Source organism: Flavicella sp. IMCC45537 (assembly GCF_057197705.1).
Window position 1 is genome coordinate 2,145,721 of record NZ_CM170067.1, and the last position, 17,069, is coordinate 2,162,789.

15 protein-coding genes and 2 tRNA genes are annotated in these 17,069 nt (G+C 34.0%); 10 read left to right on the forward strand and 7 right to left on the reverse strand.

The genetic code is table 11. The annotated features are described in order from the left end of the window. Positions 1-65 precede the first annotated feature (65 nt). The 5 genes from rpsT (AC2DGP_RS08765) to proS form a co-directional block, all read right to left on the reverse strand. Positions 66-317 (reverse strand): 30S ribosomal protein S20, encoded by a 252-nt coding sequence (gene rpsT, locus AC2DGP_RS08765; protein WP_484489689.1) that lies wholly within the window; start codon positions 315-317, stop codon positions 66-68. A 28-nt stretch (positions 318-345) separates the two neighbouring features. Beyond that, positions 346-417 (reverse strand) — tRNA-Glu (locus AC2DGP_RS08770). Positions 418-565: 148 nt separating this feature from the next. Then, the gene (gene rpsT, locus AC2DGP_RS08775; protein ID WP_484489689.1) at positions 566-817 is read right to left on the reverse strand and encodes a 30S ribosomal protein S20; all 252 of its coding nucleotides are present in this window, start codon (positions 815-817) and stop codon (positions 566-568) included. A 28-nt stretch (positions 818-845) separates the two neighbouring features. After that, a tRNA-Glu gene (locus AC2DGP_RS08780) sits at positions 846-917 on the reverse strand. A gap of 185 nt (positions 918-1,102) precedes the next feature. After that, the gene (gene proS, locus AC2DGP_RS08785; RefSeq protein ID WP_484489690.1) at positions 1,103-2,581 is read right to left on the reverse strand and encodes a proline--tRNA ligase; all 1,479 of its coding nucleotides are present in this window, start codon (positions 2,579-2,581) and stop codon (positions 1,103-1,105) included. A 106-nt stretch (positions 2,582-2,687) separates the two neighbouring features. Between proS and AC2DGP_RS08790 the strand changes: the two genes are divergently transcribed. From AC2DGP_RS08790 to porT, 5 genes are all read left to right on the forward strand, one after another. Continuing rightward, positions 2,688-3,596: a hypothetical protein gene (locus AC2DGP_RS08790; RefSeq protein WP_484489691.1), complete on the forward strand. Its 909-nt coding sequence runs from the start codon at positions 2,688-2,690 to the stop codon at positions 3,594-3,596. 42 nt (positions 3,597-3,638) lie between these two features. Next, positions 3,639-5,051 carry an OmpP1/FadL family transporter gene (locus AC2DGP_RS08795; protein ID WP_484489692.1) on the forward strand — a complete coding sequence of 471 codons (1,413 nt, stop codon included), beginning with the start codon at positions 3,639-3,641 and terminating at the stop codon, positions 5,049-5,051. Between the two features lie 111 nt (positions 5,052-5,162). Next, positions 5,163-6,059 (forward strand): NifU family protein, encoded by an 897-nt coding sequence (locus AC2DGP_RS08800; RefSeq protein ID WP_484489693.1) that lies wholly within the window; start codon positions 5,163-5,165, stop codon positions 6,057-6,059. A gap of 12 nt (positions 6,060-6,071) precedes the next feature. Further along, on the forward strand, positions 6,072-6,803 hold the full coding sequence (ubiE, locus tag AC2DGP_RS08805; RefSeq protein WP_484489694.1) for a bifunctional demethylmenaquinone methyltransferase/2-methoxy-6-polyprenyl-1,4-benzoquinol methylase UbiE: 732 nt from the start codon (positions 6,072-6,074) through the stop codon (positions 6,801-6,803). 30 nt (positions 6,804-6,833) lie between these two features. Next, positions 6,834-7,553 carry a type IX secretion/gliding motility protein PorT/SprT gene (porT, locus tag AC2DGP_RS08810; RefSeq protein ID WP_484489695.1) on the forward strand — a complete coding sequence of 240 codons (720 nt, stop codon included), beginning with the start codon at positions 6,834-6,836 and terminating at the stop codon, positions 7,551-7,553. Between the two features lies 1 nt (position 7,554). On the opposite strand, the gene AC2DGP_RS08815 is transcribed toward porT, so the two are convergent. Next, entirely contained in the window at positions 7,555-8,289 is a 735-nt protein-coding gene (locus AC2DGP_RS08815) for a TrmH family RNA methyltransferase (RefSeq protein ID WP_484489696.1), read from the reverse strand. A gap of 181 nt (positions 8,290-8,470) precedes the next feature. On the opposite strand from AC2DGP_RS08815, the gene tamL reads away from it, so the two are divergent. The 3 genes from tamL to accD all read left to right on the forward strand — a co-directional run bounded on the left by tamL (position 8,471) and on the right by accD (position 13,149). Further along, positions 8,471-10,975, forward strand: coding sequence for a translocation and assembly module lipoprotein TamL (gene tamL / locus AC2DGP_RS08820; RefSeq protein ID WP_484489697.1), 2,505 nt, complete (start codon positions 8,471-8,473; stop codon positions 10,973-10,975). A gap of 147 nt (positions 10,976-11,122) precedes the next feature. Beyond that, positions 11,123-12,190 (forward strand): class II fructose-bisphosphate aldolase, encoded by a 1,068-nt coding sequence (gene fbaA, locus AC2DGP_RS08825; protein WP_484489698.1) that lies wholly within the window; start codon positions 11,123-11,125, stop codon positions 12,188-12,190. Positions 12,191-12,291: 101 nt separating this feature from the next. After that, entirely contained in the window at positions 12,292-13,149 is an 858-nt protein-coding gene (accD, locus tag AC2DGP_RS08830) for an acetyl-CoA carboxylase, carboxyltransferase subunit beta (RefSeq protein ID WP_484489699.1), read from the forward strand. A 41-nt stretch (positions 13,150-13,190) separates the two neighbouring features. Here the strand turns inward: accD and AC2DGP_RS08835 are convergent, their stop codons facing one another. Next, positions 13,191-14,045 carry a hypothetical protein gene (locus AC2DGP_RS08835; protein ID WP_484489700.1) on the reverse strand — a complete coding sequence of 285 codons (855 nt, stop codon included), beginning with the start codon at positions 14,043-14,045 and terminating at the stop codon, positions 13,191-13,193. A gap of 176 nt (positions 14,046-14,221) precedes the next feature. Here AC2DGP_RS08835 and rpsO point away from each other — a divergent pair, with 176 nt between their 5' ends. Together rpsO and AC2DGP_RS08845 are read left to right on the forward strand one after the other, a co-directional pair. Then, the gene (gene rpsO, locus AC2DGP_RS08840) at positions 14,222-14,491 is read left to right on the forward strand and encodes a 30S ribosomal protein S15 (protein ID WP_484489701.1); all 270 of its coding nucleotides are present in this window, start codon (positions 14,222-14,224) and stop codon (positions 14,489-14,491) included. Positions 14,492-14,620: 129 nt separating this feature from the next. Continuing rightward, entirely contained in the window at positions 14,621-16,840 is a 2,220-nt protein-coding gene (locus AC2DGP_RS08845) for a polyribonucleotide nucleotidyltransferase (protein WP_484489702.1), read from the forward strand. The last annotated feature ends 229 nt before the right edge of the window (positions 16,841-17,069 follow it).

The following is a 17,069-nucleotide window of genomic DNA, read 5'->3' on the forward strand; positions in this document are numbered from 1 at the left end:
ATACAAGACAAAAAAAAGTCCTAACATTTCTGTTAGGACTTTTATCTTTTTAAGCTTTATTTCAATTATAACGCTGCAACGTGCTTTGTTAATTTAGCTTGTAAGTTACTTGCTTTGTTTTTGTGAATCACATTGTTCTTCGCAAGTTTGTGCAACATTGCAACAACAGCAGGAAGCTTCTCTTCAGCTTCTTTCTTCTCAGTAAGAGCTTTTAGGTTTCTCACTGCATTACGAGTAGTCTTGTGCTGATACTTGTTTCTCAACTGCTTCTCGCGATCGCTTCTAATTCTCTTTAATGCTGACTTATGATTTGCCATAACTTAATTTCTTAAAACTTAATTTTTGTAGTCCGTAGGGGAATCGAACCCCTGTTACATGGATGAAAACCATGCGTCCTAACCCCTAGACGAACGGACCAATTGTTTGCTTTTTCTAAAGCGAGGCAAAAATATAACTTTTTCTAGTTTCTGCAAAGTTTTTTACCAAAAAAAATAATTTATTTTTTACATAAAATAAAAAAGCTCTAAGATTTCTCTTAGAGCTTTATATTGTAAGTTTTATCTAATTATAACGCTGCAACGTGCTTTGTTAGTTTAGCTTGTAAGTTACTTGCTTTGTTCTTGTGAATTACATTGTTCTTCGCAAGTTTGTGCAACATCGCAACAACAGCAGGAAGTTTCTCTTCAGCTTCTTTCTTCTCAGTAAGAGCTTTTAGGTTTCTCACTGCATTACGAGTAGTCTTGTGCTGATACTTGTTTCTCAACTGCTTCTCGCGATCGCTTCTAATTCTCTTTAATGCTGACTTATGATTTGCCATAACTTAATTTCTTAAAACTTAATTTTCGTAGTCCGTAGGGGAATCGAACCCCTGTTACATGGATGAAAACCATGCGTCCTAACCCCTAGACGAACGGACCAATTTTTTGCTTTTTTAAAGCGATGCAAAAATACAACTTTTTATAAAACCTACAAATAAATTTTAAATTTTATTTCAAGTTATTTTCTTTGCGATCAATAAGTAAAAAAACGAATGCATCTCTTTCGATTTGCGGTTGCAAAGATACACTAGATTTCAACTTCTGCAAACAAAAATTATATTTTTTTAATATGCCTTTGCAAAAAGTACTCTTTTTGAGGAAGGCTTTCCTGAAAACACACATACTCCCTCCTCTTCTTCTTGCTCTAAAGCAATACAACGAATCGTGGCTTTTGTAAGTTCCTTGATTTTATCCTCAGTTTCTTCTGTTCCGTCCCAGTGAGCTAGAACAAAACCTCCTTTAGAATCAATAACTTTTTTGAATTCTTCAAAATCATCAACCTTTGTTATATGGTCATTTCTAAATGTTTTTGCTTTCTCCAATAAGCTATCTTGGATCTCTTCTAACAAAGACACAATTTTATCCTCAATCCCCTCTTGCTCAACAATCTCTTTAGTTAAGGTATCTCGTCTTGCCAATTCTAGCGTTCCATTTTCAAGATCTCTCGGCCCCATCGCAATTCTTAACGGAACCCCTTTTAATTCGTATTCAGCGAATTTCCATCCAGGTTTGTGCGTTGTTCTATTATCAAATTTAACAGACACCCCTCTTTTCTTTAAAGACTTTACAATTCCAGAAACTTTTTCTGAAATCGCCTCTAATTGTTCATCTTTTCTAAAAATAGGTACAATCACAACCTGTATTGGAGCTAATTTAGGTGGCAACACCAATCCTAAATCATCAGAATGCGTCATGATAAGTCCACCTATCAAACGAGTAGACACTCCCCAAGAAGTTGCCCATACATGTTCCTTTTTCCCTTCTTTAGTTGTAAACTTCACATCAAAAGCTTCTGCAAAATTTTGACCTAAAAAATGAGAAGTTCCAGCTTGTAATGCTTTTCCATCTTGCATCAATGCCTCAATAGTATAGGTATCTAGTGCTCCGGCAAAACGTTCACTTTCAGTTTTTACACCTTTTATTACCGGCATTGCCATATATTCTTCAGCAAATTCAGCATAAACATCTTGCATTCTAGTTGTTTCCTCTAGTGCTTCGGCTTTTGTAGCATGTGCTGTATGACCTTCTTGCCAAAGAAACTCCGCAGTTCTTAAGAACAAACGTGTTCTCATTTCCCAGCGCATCACATTTGCCCACTGATTTACCAACAAGGGAAGGTCTCTATAGGACTCAATCCATCCTTTATATGTATTCCAAATGATCGCCTCACTGGTAGGTCTTACTACCAACTCTTCTTCTAATTTTGCATTAGGATCAACAATCAATTTTCCTTCTTTATCAGGATCATTTTTTAATCTATAATGTGTTACCACAGCACACTCCTTTGCAAAGCCCTCAGCGTTTTTTTCTTCTGCCTCAAACAAGCTTTTCGGTACTAATAAAGGAAAGTATGCATTCTCGTGTCCTGTTTCTTTAAACATTTCATCTAACACTTTTTGCATGTTCTCCCATATGGCATAACCATAAGGCTTGACAACCATACAACCTCTAACTGCAGAGTTTTCTGCTAAGTCAGCTTTGACAACTAATTCATTGTACCACTTTGAGTAATCCTCACTACGTTTTGTTAATTTCCCGCTCATCTATAAAAGTTTGGCATAAATATTGTAATTTCAACATAATATCAGCTGAAATCGTTTGGCAAAACTAATTAAATTTAGATTGTTCAACAATAAAAAATCAAGGATTATGAAACTAACAACTACTTATTTCGATAAAATTATTGGCTTTACTCCTATCCTACTTTTACTAATTGGACTTTCATCTTGTGGTTCTTCGCAATATTACGCGGAAAACCCCGATGGAATTTACCCTACACCAAAGAAAAAGAAAACTCAGCAACAAGTAATTAACGACCCTTACAGAACTTTTTCTAACGGTGTGGCAGATATAGAAGAAGATTTATATTATGAGCAACTTGAAAATCCTGAAGGAGATTATTACCAAGAACCTGACATCGTTGAAAATAACGTTACCAATGTTTATATAAACAACACGGTTGAACCTTATTGGACGGCTGGATTTTATGATCCCTTTTTCTACGGTACTGCCTATTATGGTGTAAATTTCTATAGTCCGATGTATTACCCGCCGTATTATAGCTACCATTACCACAGATACCCAAGTAATATTTATTACGGAAAAAGAAGCAACTATAACCCAAGGTATTTGGCAACCAATACCTCGCGTTCTAACTCATATAGTAAAAACTCTAACTACAACCGAAGTAGAACTACACAAAGTAGACGAAGTTCAGCCTACAGAAGCTCTAGCAACTACAAACCTACTTCCTCAAGACGTAGCTCTAATTACGCCACTTCTAGTACATACAAAAGATATACAAGTCCTTCTCGAAGTACTTCTACCTCTTCCAATCGAAGTAGTAGAAACAGCAGAAGTTATATTCCAAACAGTAGTAGAAGTAGCTCTTCAAGAAGCTCCGGATACTCTAACAGCAGTTCCTCAAGAAGCAACTCTTCTAGAAGTTATTCACCTTCAAGATCAAGTTCCTCAAGTCGAAATAGCAGTGCCACATCGAGCCGATCTAGTTCGTCAAGATCTTCTAGTTCTTCAAGAAGTAGCAGTAGGAGACGTTAGTACATCTCTTTTTATATTTATCAACCGCCTAAAACCACAATAATGAAAAAAATATATTTGTTTTCAATTTTATTCGTTGTGAGCAGTACCTTAGTGTCTCAAAGTATAAGTTACACAGATCTGGGTGTACTATTCAGTCAAGAAAACTACAACGGTTCCGCTAGATACAATGCCATGAGTGGCGCCTTTGGAGCTCTTGGAGGGGAATTAAGTTCTATGTATCAAAACCCAGCTGGTGGTGCTGTATTCGCAAGAACTGAAATATCTTTAACATACTCTCACACCAACTTAAATACCGATGCGACTTATTACGATAAAACTTCTTACAACGCGAACTCAAGTGCAAGATTTCCGCAGTTTGGAATGGCTCTTGTTTTTGACGCACCATACCAAAGTTCAGATTGGTCTAAATTCACATTAGGTTTCAACTATAGTATGATTAATGATTTTCGAGGAGACTATACAATAAGAGGCAATAATGCCAATTATGTTCGATATGATTTACACCCATATGACAACACTTTTACGCCTTATAACATCGCGGACGAACAAATTTTCAAGAACACTACTCATGGAAAACATGAAGTTTATAATTTTTCCTTATCGTCTGCCTATAAAAATTTCTTTTACGTAGGTGCTGCGTTAAACTTCCATACAATAGAGTTCTCCCAAGAAACGTATTTAACTGAATTCAATTCAGATGAAAACGGAAATACATTAGATGCGTTATATGACCAATTCCTTTCTGAGGAAAGTACAGGGGTTTCTCTAGGAATAGGAGTTATTCTAAAACCCTTTAGAAACCTACGATTAGGTATCGCATATCAAAGTCCAGTTTGGCACCCAGAAATTATTGAAGAGTCAAATGCAATAGATTATGACCCAAACAATTCTTATACTGATTTTAAAGAACAAGGTTATCTTGATATTAGTAGTAGTGACATTGCTGAAAACTACTCTAACACCAACTCAAGTTACCCTGAATTATTAACTTATAGATACAACTTAAACACTCCAGAAAAATGGACTGCAAGTGCAGCATTAACACTTGGTCAGCACGGTTTGATTAGTGTGGATTATCATCAAAAAAACTATGGTTTGATAAGACTAAAAGATGGCTATAATTTTGGACCAGAATCAGAAGAAATAAGCAATACATTGACCACGGCAAGAGGTGTTCGTGCTGGTGGCGAACTTAGATTCAACCAAATTAGCCTACGAGGAGGTTCATTTTTAGAAGAAAGCCCTTATAAATCTGAAGAAAATACAATTTATAAAAAAGGTGTTTCAGCTGGTCTAGGTCTGAAATTCAAACATGCGAAGTTAGATTTCGCATATCAATATACAGAAATAGATGACACTTATTCTATTTATCACAGTTCAGAACCTGTAAATGATATTTCTCTTTTAAATGCAAGTAACAGAATTACAACAACGCTTTCTTTTACTTTTTAAGTCAACCTTTAGGCAGATAGATACATTTTATTCTTGGATTTGAAGTTTCGATACAACTCTCTCAATTTTTGGAGTAATTAGCTTATTTTTGCATAAAATATTTTCAGCAAGATGAGCAAACATCAAATTACTATAGAAGCAACAAACAATCCAAGTATTGTTAAATTCAACAGCAACCAATTATTAACACAAGGTGGTAGCTATCAATACAACAATGTAGATGAAACAAAGGAATCTCCTTTATCAAAGCAATTATTTCATTTACCATTTGTAAGTAAAGTTTTTATCAGTGCAAATTTTATTGCAATAGAAAAATTCGACATTGTTGAATGGTCTGATATAGAACATGAAATCAGAGAACTTATTGAAATGTATTTAAATCAGGGGAATGAAGTTGTAACGAGCGCTGCGGAACCTAAGAAAATCTCTATTGAAATTTACGCAGAAAGTACTCCGAACCCTGAAGTAATGAAATTCGGAAGCAATCGATTATTGACAGAAAAAGACTTCGAATATAAAAACGAATCAGAAACAACGAACTCCCCTCTAGCTGCTGAACTTTTTAAATATGTTTTTGTTAAAGAGGTATATATTGCTGAGAATTATGTTTCCATTACAAAAAACGATAGCGTTGAATGGAATTCGGACATCATTAATGACTTAAGACAGTTTATAAAAACTTACATAGAAGAAAATAAGCTTATTATTGATGAAACAATGCAGACCCCGAAAGTTGAAATACCAACAGTTGATATTCAAGAACTAGAAGGTACTTCTCTTGACATTGCTGGAATTCTTGAAGAATATGTAAAACCTGCTGTTGCGGCAGATGGTGGAAATATTGTTTTCCAATCATATGATGAGGAAACTCAAGTGGTAAATGTTATTTTACAAGGAGCTTGTAGTGGATGTCCATCTTCTACAGTAACACTGAAAAATGGTATTGAAACTATGTTGAAAGAAATGCTACCTAATAAAGTAAGCGCTGTTATGGCCGTAAACGGTTAATCTTTAATAAATATGTCAAAAAAAATAACACCTTACAAAGACTCTGAACTGGGTAAAAAGGAGCAAGTAGCAAAAATGTTTGACGCTATTTCAGAAAATTATGATGGCCTGAATAGAGTAATTTCATTTGGAATAGATGTAAAGTGGAGAAAAAAAGTTATTCAAATTATTGGTAAAAACCAACCTAAGAAAATTCTAGATATTGCGACCGGAACAGGAGATTTAGCCATAATGATGGCTGATTTAAATCCCGATGAGGTAGTTGGATTGGATATTTCTGCAGGAATGTTAGAAGTAGGAAAAGAGAAGATTGCTGAGAAAAAATTATCCAACCTTGTAAAAATGGTCCTCGGAGATTCTGAAAACATTCCCTTTGAAGATAATTATTTTGATGCCATTACTGTTTCTTTTGGTGTTAGAAATTTTGAAAATTTAGACAAAGGTTTAAAAGAAATTCTAAGGGTACTGAAACCTGGTGGTACTTTTGTAGTTTTAGAAACAGCTGTACCCACTAAAACCCCATACAAACAAGGCTATCAAATACATTCAAAATTTATTTTACCTCTTGTAGGAAAATTGTTTTCAAAGGACAAAACTGCATACTCATATCTTTCAGAATCTGCCAATGCATTTCCTTTTGGAAAGGCCTTCAACAATATTTTAGAAAAAAATGGGTTTAGTAATTGTATAGATATTCCTGTTACATTTGGAGTAGCCTCTATTTACTCAGCAACTAAAAACTAATGTAGTTGCTGATTTTGAAATTATTGGACAATGAAAAAAATTAAATTACTTGTTATTTTACCCTTATTCGCTTTCTCAACTTGTGTTTTTTCTCAACACAGAAAAGTGAATCAATTACCAAGTTTTGATAAACATGAATTGCACTGGGGATTTTATTTAGGATGGAACAATAGTGACTACAAAATTAGTTACAAAGAGAATGACTTCCCAAATACAAGTGTTGAGCTTGACAGCAAGACAGGTTTTAATGTTGGTTTAATTGCTGACATGAAAATAGACAAGCATTTTAATCTAAGATTAGAACCAGGATTGATAAGTAACGAGAGTACCCTATATTTTATTGACAACAATAATCTTGGTGTTTACGACCAGTTTTCTCAGGCAAAAATAGAATCAACATATTTACATGTACCTATTTTAATTAAGTATAGCGCATTTAGGTTAAACAACGTAAAACCTTATCTAATAGGTGGTTTTTCATATGATTATAATTTTTCAAGTAATCAAAAAAGTACTGATGACAATTTTAGTGGTCAATTTAGAACACGCACCCATAATTTCATGTATGAAATAGGTTTCGGTTTTGATTTTTATTTCCATTACTTCAAATTTTCACCATCTATTCGCGGACAGTTTGCAATGACAAATGAAATTTATTATGACAACGCTCAAAACGGTCCAAGTCCATGGACAGACCCAATAGAATTCATGGGATCTAGAAGTCTTTTTATCAAACTAGCATTTGAATAGACTACAAAGTGTTTCTCTGAAATTCGCTCAGAAGAATTGCCGTTGCTGTCGCTACATTTAAACTTTCTGTTTCTTGTAATTTCCCAAACCTAGGAATCATAATTTTATCTGAACACAGGTTTTCTATAGTTTCGGAAACTCCGTTTGCTTCGTTTCCCATCACCAAAACCCCCTTTGAAGGCAACTTAGATTTATAAACATTTTTACCTTCCATATCAGCACAAAAGACAGGAAGCTTTGTTTTTTCTAAATACCCTTCTAATGAACTATAAACGATAGAAACTCTAGACAAAGAACCCATGGTAGACTGAACTACTTTCGTATTATAACAATCTACAGTATTCTCAGAACATATTAATTGATCTACGCCAAACCAATCACAAAGTCGAATAATTGTACCTAAATTACCAGGGTCATTAATAGCATCTAATGCAACAATTAGTCCTTCTGTTTTAACTTTATCCTCTGCAGGAATTTTAAACAAGGCAAGAACGCCGTTCGGTGACTTTAAGGAACTAATTTTTTTTAATTCCATTTCTGTTATCTCTACATAAATTTCATTCTCAAATAATATTGCTGCCTCTTTTGTAACAAATAAAGATTCTAATTCTAATGAAGAGTCTAAAAGTTCTCTTACTACTTTTTTACCCTCAGCAACAAACAACTGATGTTTTACGCGTTGTTTCTTTTGCTCCAAACTCTTTATGAGTTTTATTTTATTTTTTGATAATTCCATATAAAAAACAATCTTGTAAAGATAAAAGGCAAGATTTTTGATTTTAACAAAATCTGCTAGTTAACACGGCAAAAGTACACTTTTTACTCAGGAAAAATTAATTCTAAACCAAACAACAAGAAGATATATGAATTAACCATTCAAAAGTACTATTTTTGAAACTCATAAAACCAGGTTATTGTTGCTTAAAAATTATAAGATATCATTTATATTCTATATTGGAATCGTACTGATTTTCAATGCCTGTAACTCTACAAAATATGTTCCTGATGGAGAGTTTATGCTATCTAAAAACAAAATCTACATAGACGATAAAAATAAACTTGATAATGAGGCTAAGGATTTTGTAATTCAACGTCCGAACACCACTTTTCTTGGAATTATGTTTCCTCTATATTTTTATAATCTTGGAGATAAAGATTATGAAGAAAATTATGCAAAACGTGTAGAAAGAAACCCAAAAACATTTAAGGCTCTCAGAAAAATATTTTCAGAAAAACAAACCGAACGTTTGAAACAATCCCATGCTTCCAGAAACAAATGGTTTTTAGAAGGAGGACAAGCCCCCGTTATTTTAGATGAGATAAAAGCAGAAAAAACTACAGAAAAGCTAAGAAACTATTATTTTAACAATGGGTATTTCAACGCGGAAGTTGACTATGATATTCGATTAAAAGTTGAAAAAGCAGATGTACGATATAATATCACAAAAAATAAACCTTTCCGTTTAGACTCCATTAAAACCATTATTGATTCTAAAACTTTAGACTCTATTTATCGAATCACAAAAAGCAATTCCTTTATTAAATCAGGAGAAATATATAGGGATCTAAATTTCCGAAAGGAAGCAGACAGAATTACCAGAACCTTTAGAAATTCAGGAATTTATCATTTCGCAGAAAACCAGATAGGTTTCCATGAAATAGACACGTTGGCGGCCGATAATAAAACAGATGTAATTTTAAAAATTACTGACAGGTTGATAGAGAACGAAGGGGTTATTGAAACAAAACCATTAAAAGTCCAAAAAATAACCAAAATTGGAATTTTTACTGACTATAGCTATGAACGAAAAAACGAAAGTTTTAAAGATACTACCATCTATAACGGTTTTCATTTTTATTCACATGACAAGTTAAAATACAACCCAAAATCGTTACTAAACGCAGTTTTTATAGAACCTGGAGATATATACAAAGACAGCGCTAGATCACTAACTCGAAAGCATCTAAAGTTATTAAAGAACTTTAAGATGGTGAAAATAAAATACCAAGAAGTTAATGAAGATGAACTATCAGCAACTATTGTATTGAGTCCTTTAAAAAAGTATTCTGTGGGTATGAATACTGAAGTAATCCATTCCAATGTAAAACAATTAGGATTTGCCGGGGGATTCTCATTTATCAATAGAAACACTTTTAGGAATGCCGAAATTTTCAAATTATCATTTAAAGGATCCATATTTGATGTAGCCAAAAACTTAGGAAGCAATGACGACAGACCTTTTAGTTCATGGGAAATTAGTGCTGATGCCTCTTTAGAGGTTCCAAAAATAGTAATGCCATTTGGTTGGGACTCCTTTATAGATAAAAGGATGGCTCCTAAAACCTTATTTTCAATTGGTACAGGTTTTCAGAAAAACATAGGATTAGATAAACAAAAAATAACCTCTTTTGTAGATTATTCTTGGACTCCAAATAAAAGAGTAAAACACACCTTTGAGCCAATAAATGCACAATATGTAAAAAACTTAAACAAGGACCAGTACTTTTACATTTATTCCTCTCAGTATAATGATTTGGTAGCGATCCAGCAAGAGTATTTTCCAGACTACCCTCTTACAGAAGATAATGCATTACAATTTATCGATGAAAAAATTGACGACGACTTTCAACAAGTGGATCCCGAAGCTTATCAAACTGCAAAAAACATTGAAAAAAGAAATGAAATTATTACTACCGATTTTGTAATACCAGCAATTACATATTCTTTTACCTACACTACTAAAAGCGATTTCAAGGACAACAATTATATGTTTTTCAAAGCTAAATTTGTTGCTGCCGGAAATCTTTCCACAACTTTAGTAAAAACAACCAATGCAGATGGTGTCAAAACTATAGCAGATACTCCAATCGCACAATATGCGAAAACTGATTTTGAATTTATTAAATATTGGACTCCTTCCAAATCAACAGTACTTGTGTCTAGAACTTTTGTGGGTATAGCTGTTCCATATGGCAACTCTAAGGATATCCCTTTTACAAGTAGTTATTTCATTGGTGGATCTAGTGACATTAGAGCCTACAGAACATATGAACTTGGACCTGGTTCTAACAGTAATAATTTAGAATATAACGTGGGTAGTTTGAAGTTGATCACAAACTTAGAGTACCGATTTGGTATTACAAAAACATTTAAAGGCGCACTTTTTATTGATGCAGGAAATATTTGGGATATCACAAATTCAGAAGTATCAGCCCCTGGTGATAAGTTTACTAGTTTAGAATCTATAAAGAATAGTGCCATTGGAACCGGATTTGGTATTCGTTATGACTTTAGTTTTTTCGTATTTAGAACAGACTTAGGGTTTAAAACTTACGAACCTTATCTAGAAGGGAATAGATGGTTTAGAAATTACAACTTTAGCAGATCGGTTATAAATATCGGGATAAACTACCCTTTTTAAAGAGCATATTCTCAAAAACACCCCCTCAAAAATCACATTTTCCTACATCGATTTCGTTTTTTTCTGAGTGCATCTTAACTTAAAGACAACATATTATCATTTAAAATTGTTACTTTTGTGTCAAATTTTTATAAAAAAATATATACCATGAGTCACAATATTAAACCAGGAATTGCTACAGGAGATGCAGTTCAAGAAATTTTCAAGTTGGCAAAAGCAAAAAACTTTGCAATTCCAGCTGTAAACGTAACAGGTAACAACACAATCAATACTGTTTTAGAAACAGCTAAAGAATTGAATGCACCTGTTATTATTCAATTTTCTAATGGAGGAGCTGTATTTAATGCTGGTAAAGGATTAGATAACACTGATCAAAAAGCTGCTATTGCTGGAGCTGTTGCTGGAGCAAAACACGTACATGAATTAGCTGTTGCTTATGGAGTGCCTGTAATTTTACATACAGATCACGCTGCAAAAAAATTATTGCCTTGGATTGATGGTTTATTGGATGCTTCAGAAAAGCACTTTGCTGAAACTGGTTCACCATTATTCTCTTCTCATATGATTGATTTATCTGAAGAGCCATTAGAAGAAAATATCGCTATCTGTAAAGAATATTTAGCGCGTATGGACAAAATAGGAATGACTTTAGAAATCGAATTAGGAATCACTGGTGGTGAAGAAGATGGTGTTGACAACTCTGATGTTGATGAGTCTAAATTATATACACAACCAGAAGAAGTAAACTACTCTTACGAGCAACTTTCTGAAGTTTCTTCAAGATTTACTGTAGCTGCTGCTTTTGGAAACGTGCATGGTGTTTACAAACCAGGAAACGTAAAATTAACTCCGAAAATTTTAGATAACTCTCAAAAATTCATCGAAGAAAAGCACGGTTTAGAGCACAACCCAATTGACTTCGTATTCCACGGAGGATCTGGATCTTCTGTTGAAGAGATTAGAGAAGCTATCGGATATGGAGCGATCAAAATGAATATCGATACAGATTTACAATATGCATTTATGGAAGGAATCAGAGATTATTTCGCTGATAACTCTGCATACTTACAATCTCAAATTGGTAACCCAGAAGGAGCTGAAGCACCTAACAAAAAATACTACGACCCACGTGTATGGTTACGTAAAGGTGAAGCAACTTTAAAAGCACGTTTGATCAAAGCTTTCGAAGACTTAAACAATGTGAACACTCTTTAAGAGTAAAAACATTTTAAATATTACAAAAAGAGAAACTGAATTTAATTTCAGTTTCTCTTTATTTTTTTAGTAAATTAGCCCACTATAAAACAGAATAAATTATGTCAGCTTGGTTTAAGAGAATAGAGAAAGGAATCAACACCCCTACGGAAGCTAAAAAAGATGTACCTAAAGGATTATGGTACAAAACTCCTAGCGGAAAAATTGTTGATACTGAAGACTTAAGACAAAATCTTTATGTTAGTCGTGAGGATGGATACCATGTAAGGATTGGTAGCGCAGAATACTTTGAAATATTATTTGATGATAAATTTAAAGAATTAGATGCTTCATTAGAAGCAGCAGATCCTTTGAATTTTTCTGATACAAAAGCATATCCAGATAGATTAAAAGACGCCCAGAAAAAAACAAAATTGAAAGATGCTGTTAGAACTGCTGTTGGAAAATCTTTAGGACAAGATTTAGTAATAGCTTGTATGGACTTTGCTTTTATTGGTGGATCTATGGGAAGTGTGGTAGGAGAAAAAATTGCGAGAGCAATTGACTATTCTATCAAACATAAAATTCCATTTTTAATGATCTCTAAATCAGGTGGAGCTCGTATGCAAGAAGCTCCTTTATCATTAATGCAAATGGTAAAAACTTCTGCCAAATTAGCATTATTAGCTGAAGCAAAAGTTCCTTACATTTCTCTATGTACTGATCCAACTACTGGAGGTATTACTGCCTCTTTCGCTATGTTGGGTGATATCAACATTGCAGAGCCTAATGCATTGATTGCCTTTGCAGGACCACGTGTTGTTAAAGATACTACTGGTAAAGATTTACCTGAAGGATTTCAACGCTCTGAGTTTTTATTGGAACATGGTTTCTTAGATGCTATTTACGAAAGAAAAGAATTGAAAAAACAAATCAACCTTTATATAGATTTGATTTCAAATCAAAAAATAAGATCATAAAAAAAGCCCCAATTATGGGGCTTTTTTATTTTTACACAATTCTATTTTCTTTTATTTTTTTGCAATTCAATTTCTTCTACTACTCCATCAGCATCAGTAAACGTAGCCAGTGCATCACAACTACCATCTCCAAAGTCTAACGTACCCGTTTTATTTGTTTTGGAAATTTCTTTTACACCACTAACAATATACCTACAGGTCAATTCCTTACGAATTTTTTGGGTAATTTCAACCGAGTGAACGTCTCCATTTTTTGAAGTAGATGTCCAATTACCAGATATCTCATATACCTTTGATGCCCAACCGTCTTGCGCCTCACCTGATATCAATTCAGTTACTCGTGTACCCTCTCTCGAAGTAGTTTCTCCGGAATCCCATGTAATCAAGATAGACTCTGTAAAAGTTGATTGGCGATTACCATTTTCATTTGAGAAAACTTTGACAGAGCTACTCTCTCCTGAAATTTGTTTGTCATTTATATAAAAGTTTTCGTAACCATGGGTAACCGACCTATTTCTTAATGATTTATCATTCGTATAAGTCATCAATAATTTTCCTTTTAAAACTTTCTCGTTTTTTAAGGTGCATCCCTCTCCAAAATCAATAATAACATTTTTAACCCCAGCTTCTTTTGTCACTGTTTTTACAGCACAATCCGGTAAATATTTATTTCGTTTATCCGTTTTGGATGCCACACTCGAAAGCTCTTCGTCAATATAAATTTCCTCAAAAATTGCGACAAGCTCATCGATTACTGCATCACCTTCCTCAATAGAAACAATCGTTTCTTTAGAAACATCTTCTACATTTATACCATTGTCCGTTTCACATCCAGTAATTGAGAGCATTGTTACCATTAGTAGAAACGAATAAAATAACTTTGTTTTTTTCATCATAATTTAAATTTAGCTAGTTTAACATTAACTCTCTGACTATAAAACTAGTAAAAGGTTTAATTCGAGGCATATAAATCTACAAACAAATTGTTAAATACAAAAATAATAGTATCTTTGCGGCCTTGATAAAATACTTATCAATACATAAAAATTATTAATTAAAATTTAATGTTAGCATGTATTTAACAGCTGAAGGAAAAAAAGAGCTTTTTAAAAAGCACGGAGGATCAGAATCAAACACTGGATCTTCAGAAGGACAAATCGCGTTGTTCACACACCGTATCAATCACTTAACTGAGCACTTAAAAAACAATCGTAAAGATTACAACACAGAGCGTTCACTTGTTAAGTTGGTAGGTAAACGTAGAAGTTTACTTGATTACTTGATCAAAACAGATATCGTAAGATATCGTGCAATCATCAAGGAATTAGGCTTGAGAAAATAAAAACTCTAAAAGAGGCAATATTCATTGCCTCTTTTTTATTTTTGGTACTAGTATTTTACTCCACAGGGAATTCAACAACCCCGAAACAACACACACACATTTTTAGTAACAAAATTTAGAAATTAAAGTATGATTCCAAAAGTATTTAGAGAGGTTATCGACCTTGGAGATGGAAGATCAATCTCGTTAGAAACAGGAAAATTAGCAAAACAAGCTCATGGTAGTGTTGTTGTGCAAATGGGAAAAGCAATGTTGTTGTGTACCGTTGTATCTAATTACAAACAAAGTGATGTAGATTTTTTACCGTTAACGGTAGACTACAGAGAAAAATTTGCTGCTGCTGGTAAGTATCCAGGTGGTTTCTTTAAAAGAGAAGCAAGACCAAGTGATGCAGAAGTATTGACGATGCGTTTAATTGACCGTGTATTACGTCCATTATTCCCTAAAGATTACCACGCAGAAACACAAGTAATGGTTCAATTAATGTCTCATGATGAAGACGTTATGCCTGACGCTTTAGCTGGATTAGCTGCATCTGCTGCTATTCAATTAAGTGATATCCCTTTTGAGACACCAATCTCTGAGGCACGTGTAGCAAGAATAAATGGAGAATTCGTTATCAACCCTACAAGAGCTCAATTAGAAGAGTCTGATATTGACATGATGATTGGAGCTTCTGCTGAATCAGTAATGATGGTAGAGGGTGAAATGGACGAAATTTCTGAAGAAGAAATGGCAGATGCAATTAAATTTGCACATGAGTCTATTAAAATACAATGTGCTGCTCAGGTAAAATTAGCTGAAGCTTTTGGTAAAAAAGAAACTCGTGAGTATGCTGTTGCAGAAGAAAACGAAGAATTAGCTACCAAAATTAATGGTTTAGCATACGATAAATGTTATGCTATTGCCGCAAAAGGAACTTCGAAAGTTGAAAGAACGGATGCCTTTGCTGAAGTTAAAGAAGAAGTTAAAGCTGCTTTTACAGAAGAAGAATTAGAAGCTTACGGAGACTTAGTTGGAAAGTACTTTAATAAAGCACAAAAAGAAGCTGTACGTGAATTAACACTTGCAGAAGGTTTGCGTTTAGATGGACGTAAAACTACAGAAATTAGACCTATTTGGTGTGAAGTAGATTACCTACCTTCTACACATGGTTCATCTGTATTTACAAGAGGAGAAACTCAGGCATTAGCTACTGTAACTTTAGGTACTTCTAGAGATGCTAATATCATTGATTCACCTACAAATGAAGGTGAAGAGCGTTTTTACTTACACTACAATTTCCCTCCTTTCTGTACAGGAGAAGCAAGACCTTTAAGAGGAACTTCACGTAGAGAAGTAGGACATGGTAATTTAGCACAAAGAGCTTTAAAAGGAATGGTACCTGACGACTGCCCTTACACGGTAAGAGTTGTATCTGAAGTATTAGAATCTAACGGTTCATCATCTATGGCAACTGTATGTGCAGGTACTATGGCAATGATGGATGCAGGGGTTCAAATGACTAAACCAGTATCTGGTATCGCAATGGGATTAATTTCTGACGGTGATCGTTATGCTGTACTTTCTGATATTTTAGGAGATGAAGATCACTTAGGAGACATGGACTTTAAAGTTACCGGAACTGCTGATGGTATCACTGCTTGTCAGATGGATATTAAAGTAAAAGGTTTATCATACGAAATTTTAGTAAATGCATTGAAACAAGCTCGTGACGGTCGTTTACATATCTTAGATAAAATTACAGAAACAATTGCTCAACCAAACGAGGATGTGAAATCTCACTCTCCTAAAATGGTTACTAAGCGTATTGCTAATGAATTTATTGGTGCTTTAATTGGACCTGGTGGTAAAAACATTCAAGAATTACAAAAAGTTACAGGATGTACAATCGTGATCAACGAGGACCCTGTTACCGAAGAAGGAATTGTTGAGATTTTAGGAACAGGATCAGAAGGAATTGAGCAAGTTTTAGCGAAAATAGACTCTATCACTTTCAAACCTGTAAAAGGAGATACTTACAAAGTAAAAGTTATCAAAATGCTAGATTTTGGTGCTGTTGTTGAGTATTTAGATGCACCAGGAAACGAAGTTTTATTACACGTAAGTGAAATTGCTTGGGAAAGAACAGAAAACGTTTCTGATGTGATCAATATGGGTGATGAGTTCGAAGTAAAATACTTCGGAACAGACCCTAAGACTCGTAAAGAAAAAGTATCTCGTAAAGCTTTATTAGAAAAGCCAGAAGGATATGTTGCTAGACCTCCTAGAGATAATTCTAAAGGTAGAGATAACCGTGGACGCGATAACCGTAGAGACGACAGAAAACCAAGAGAAAAGAAAGACTAATCTTTTTTCTTAAAACTATAAAAGCCCATCAAGTTATTGATGGGCTTTTTTTATGCAAAAAACTCTCGTATTTCTACGAGAGTTTACCCCTAAAGTTTACTTATAGTACATTTGAAATTCAAGATGTAACTATACCCCACTTCTTATATTTCAAAGGTACAGTTCTATCGCGTTTTAATATACAATTCTGCCGCATATAAACTTGTAGGGACAATGAATACCCCTATAA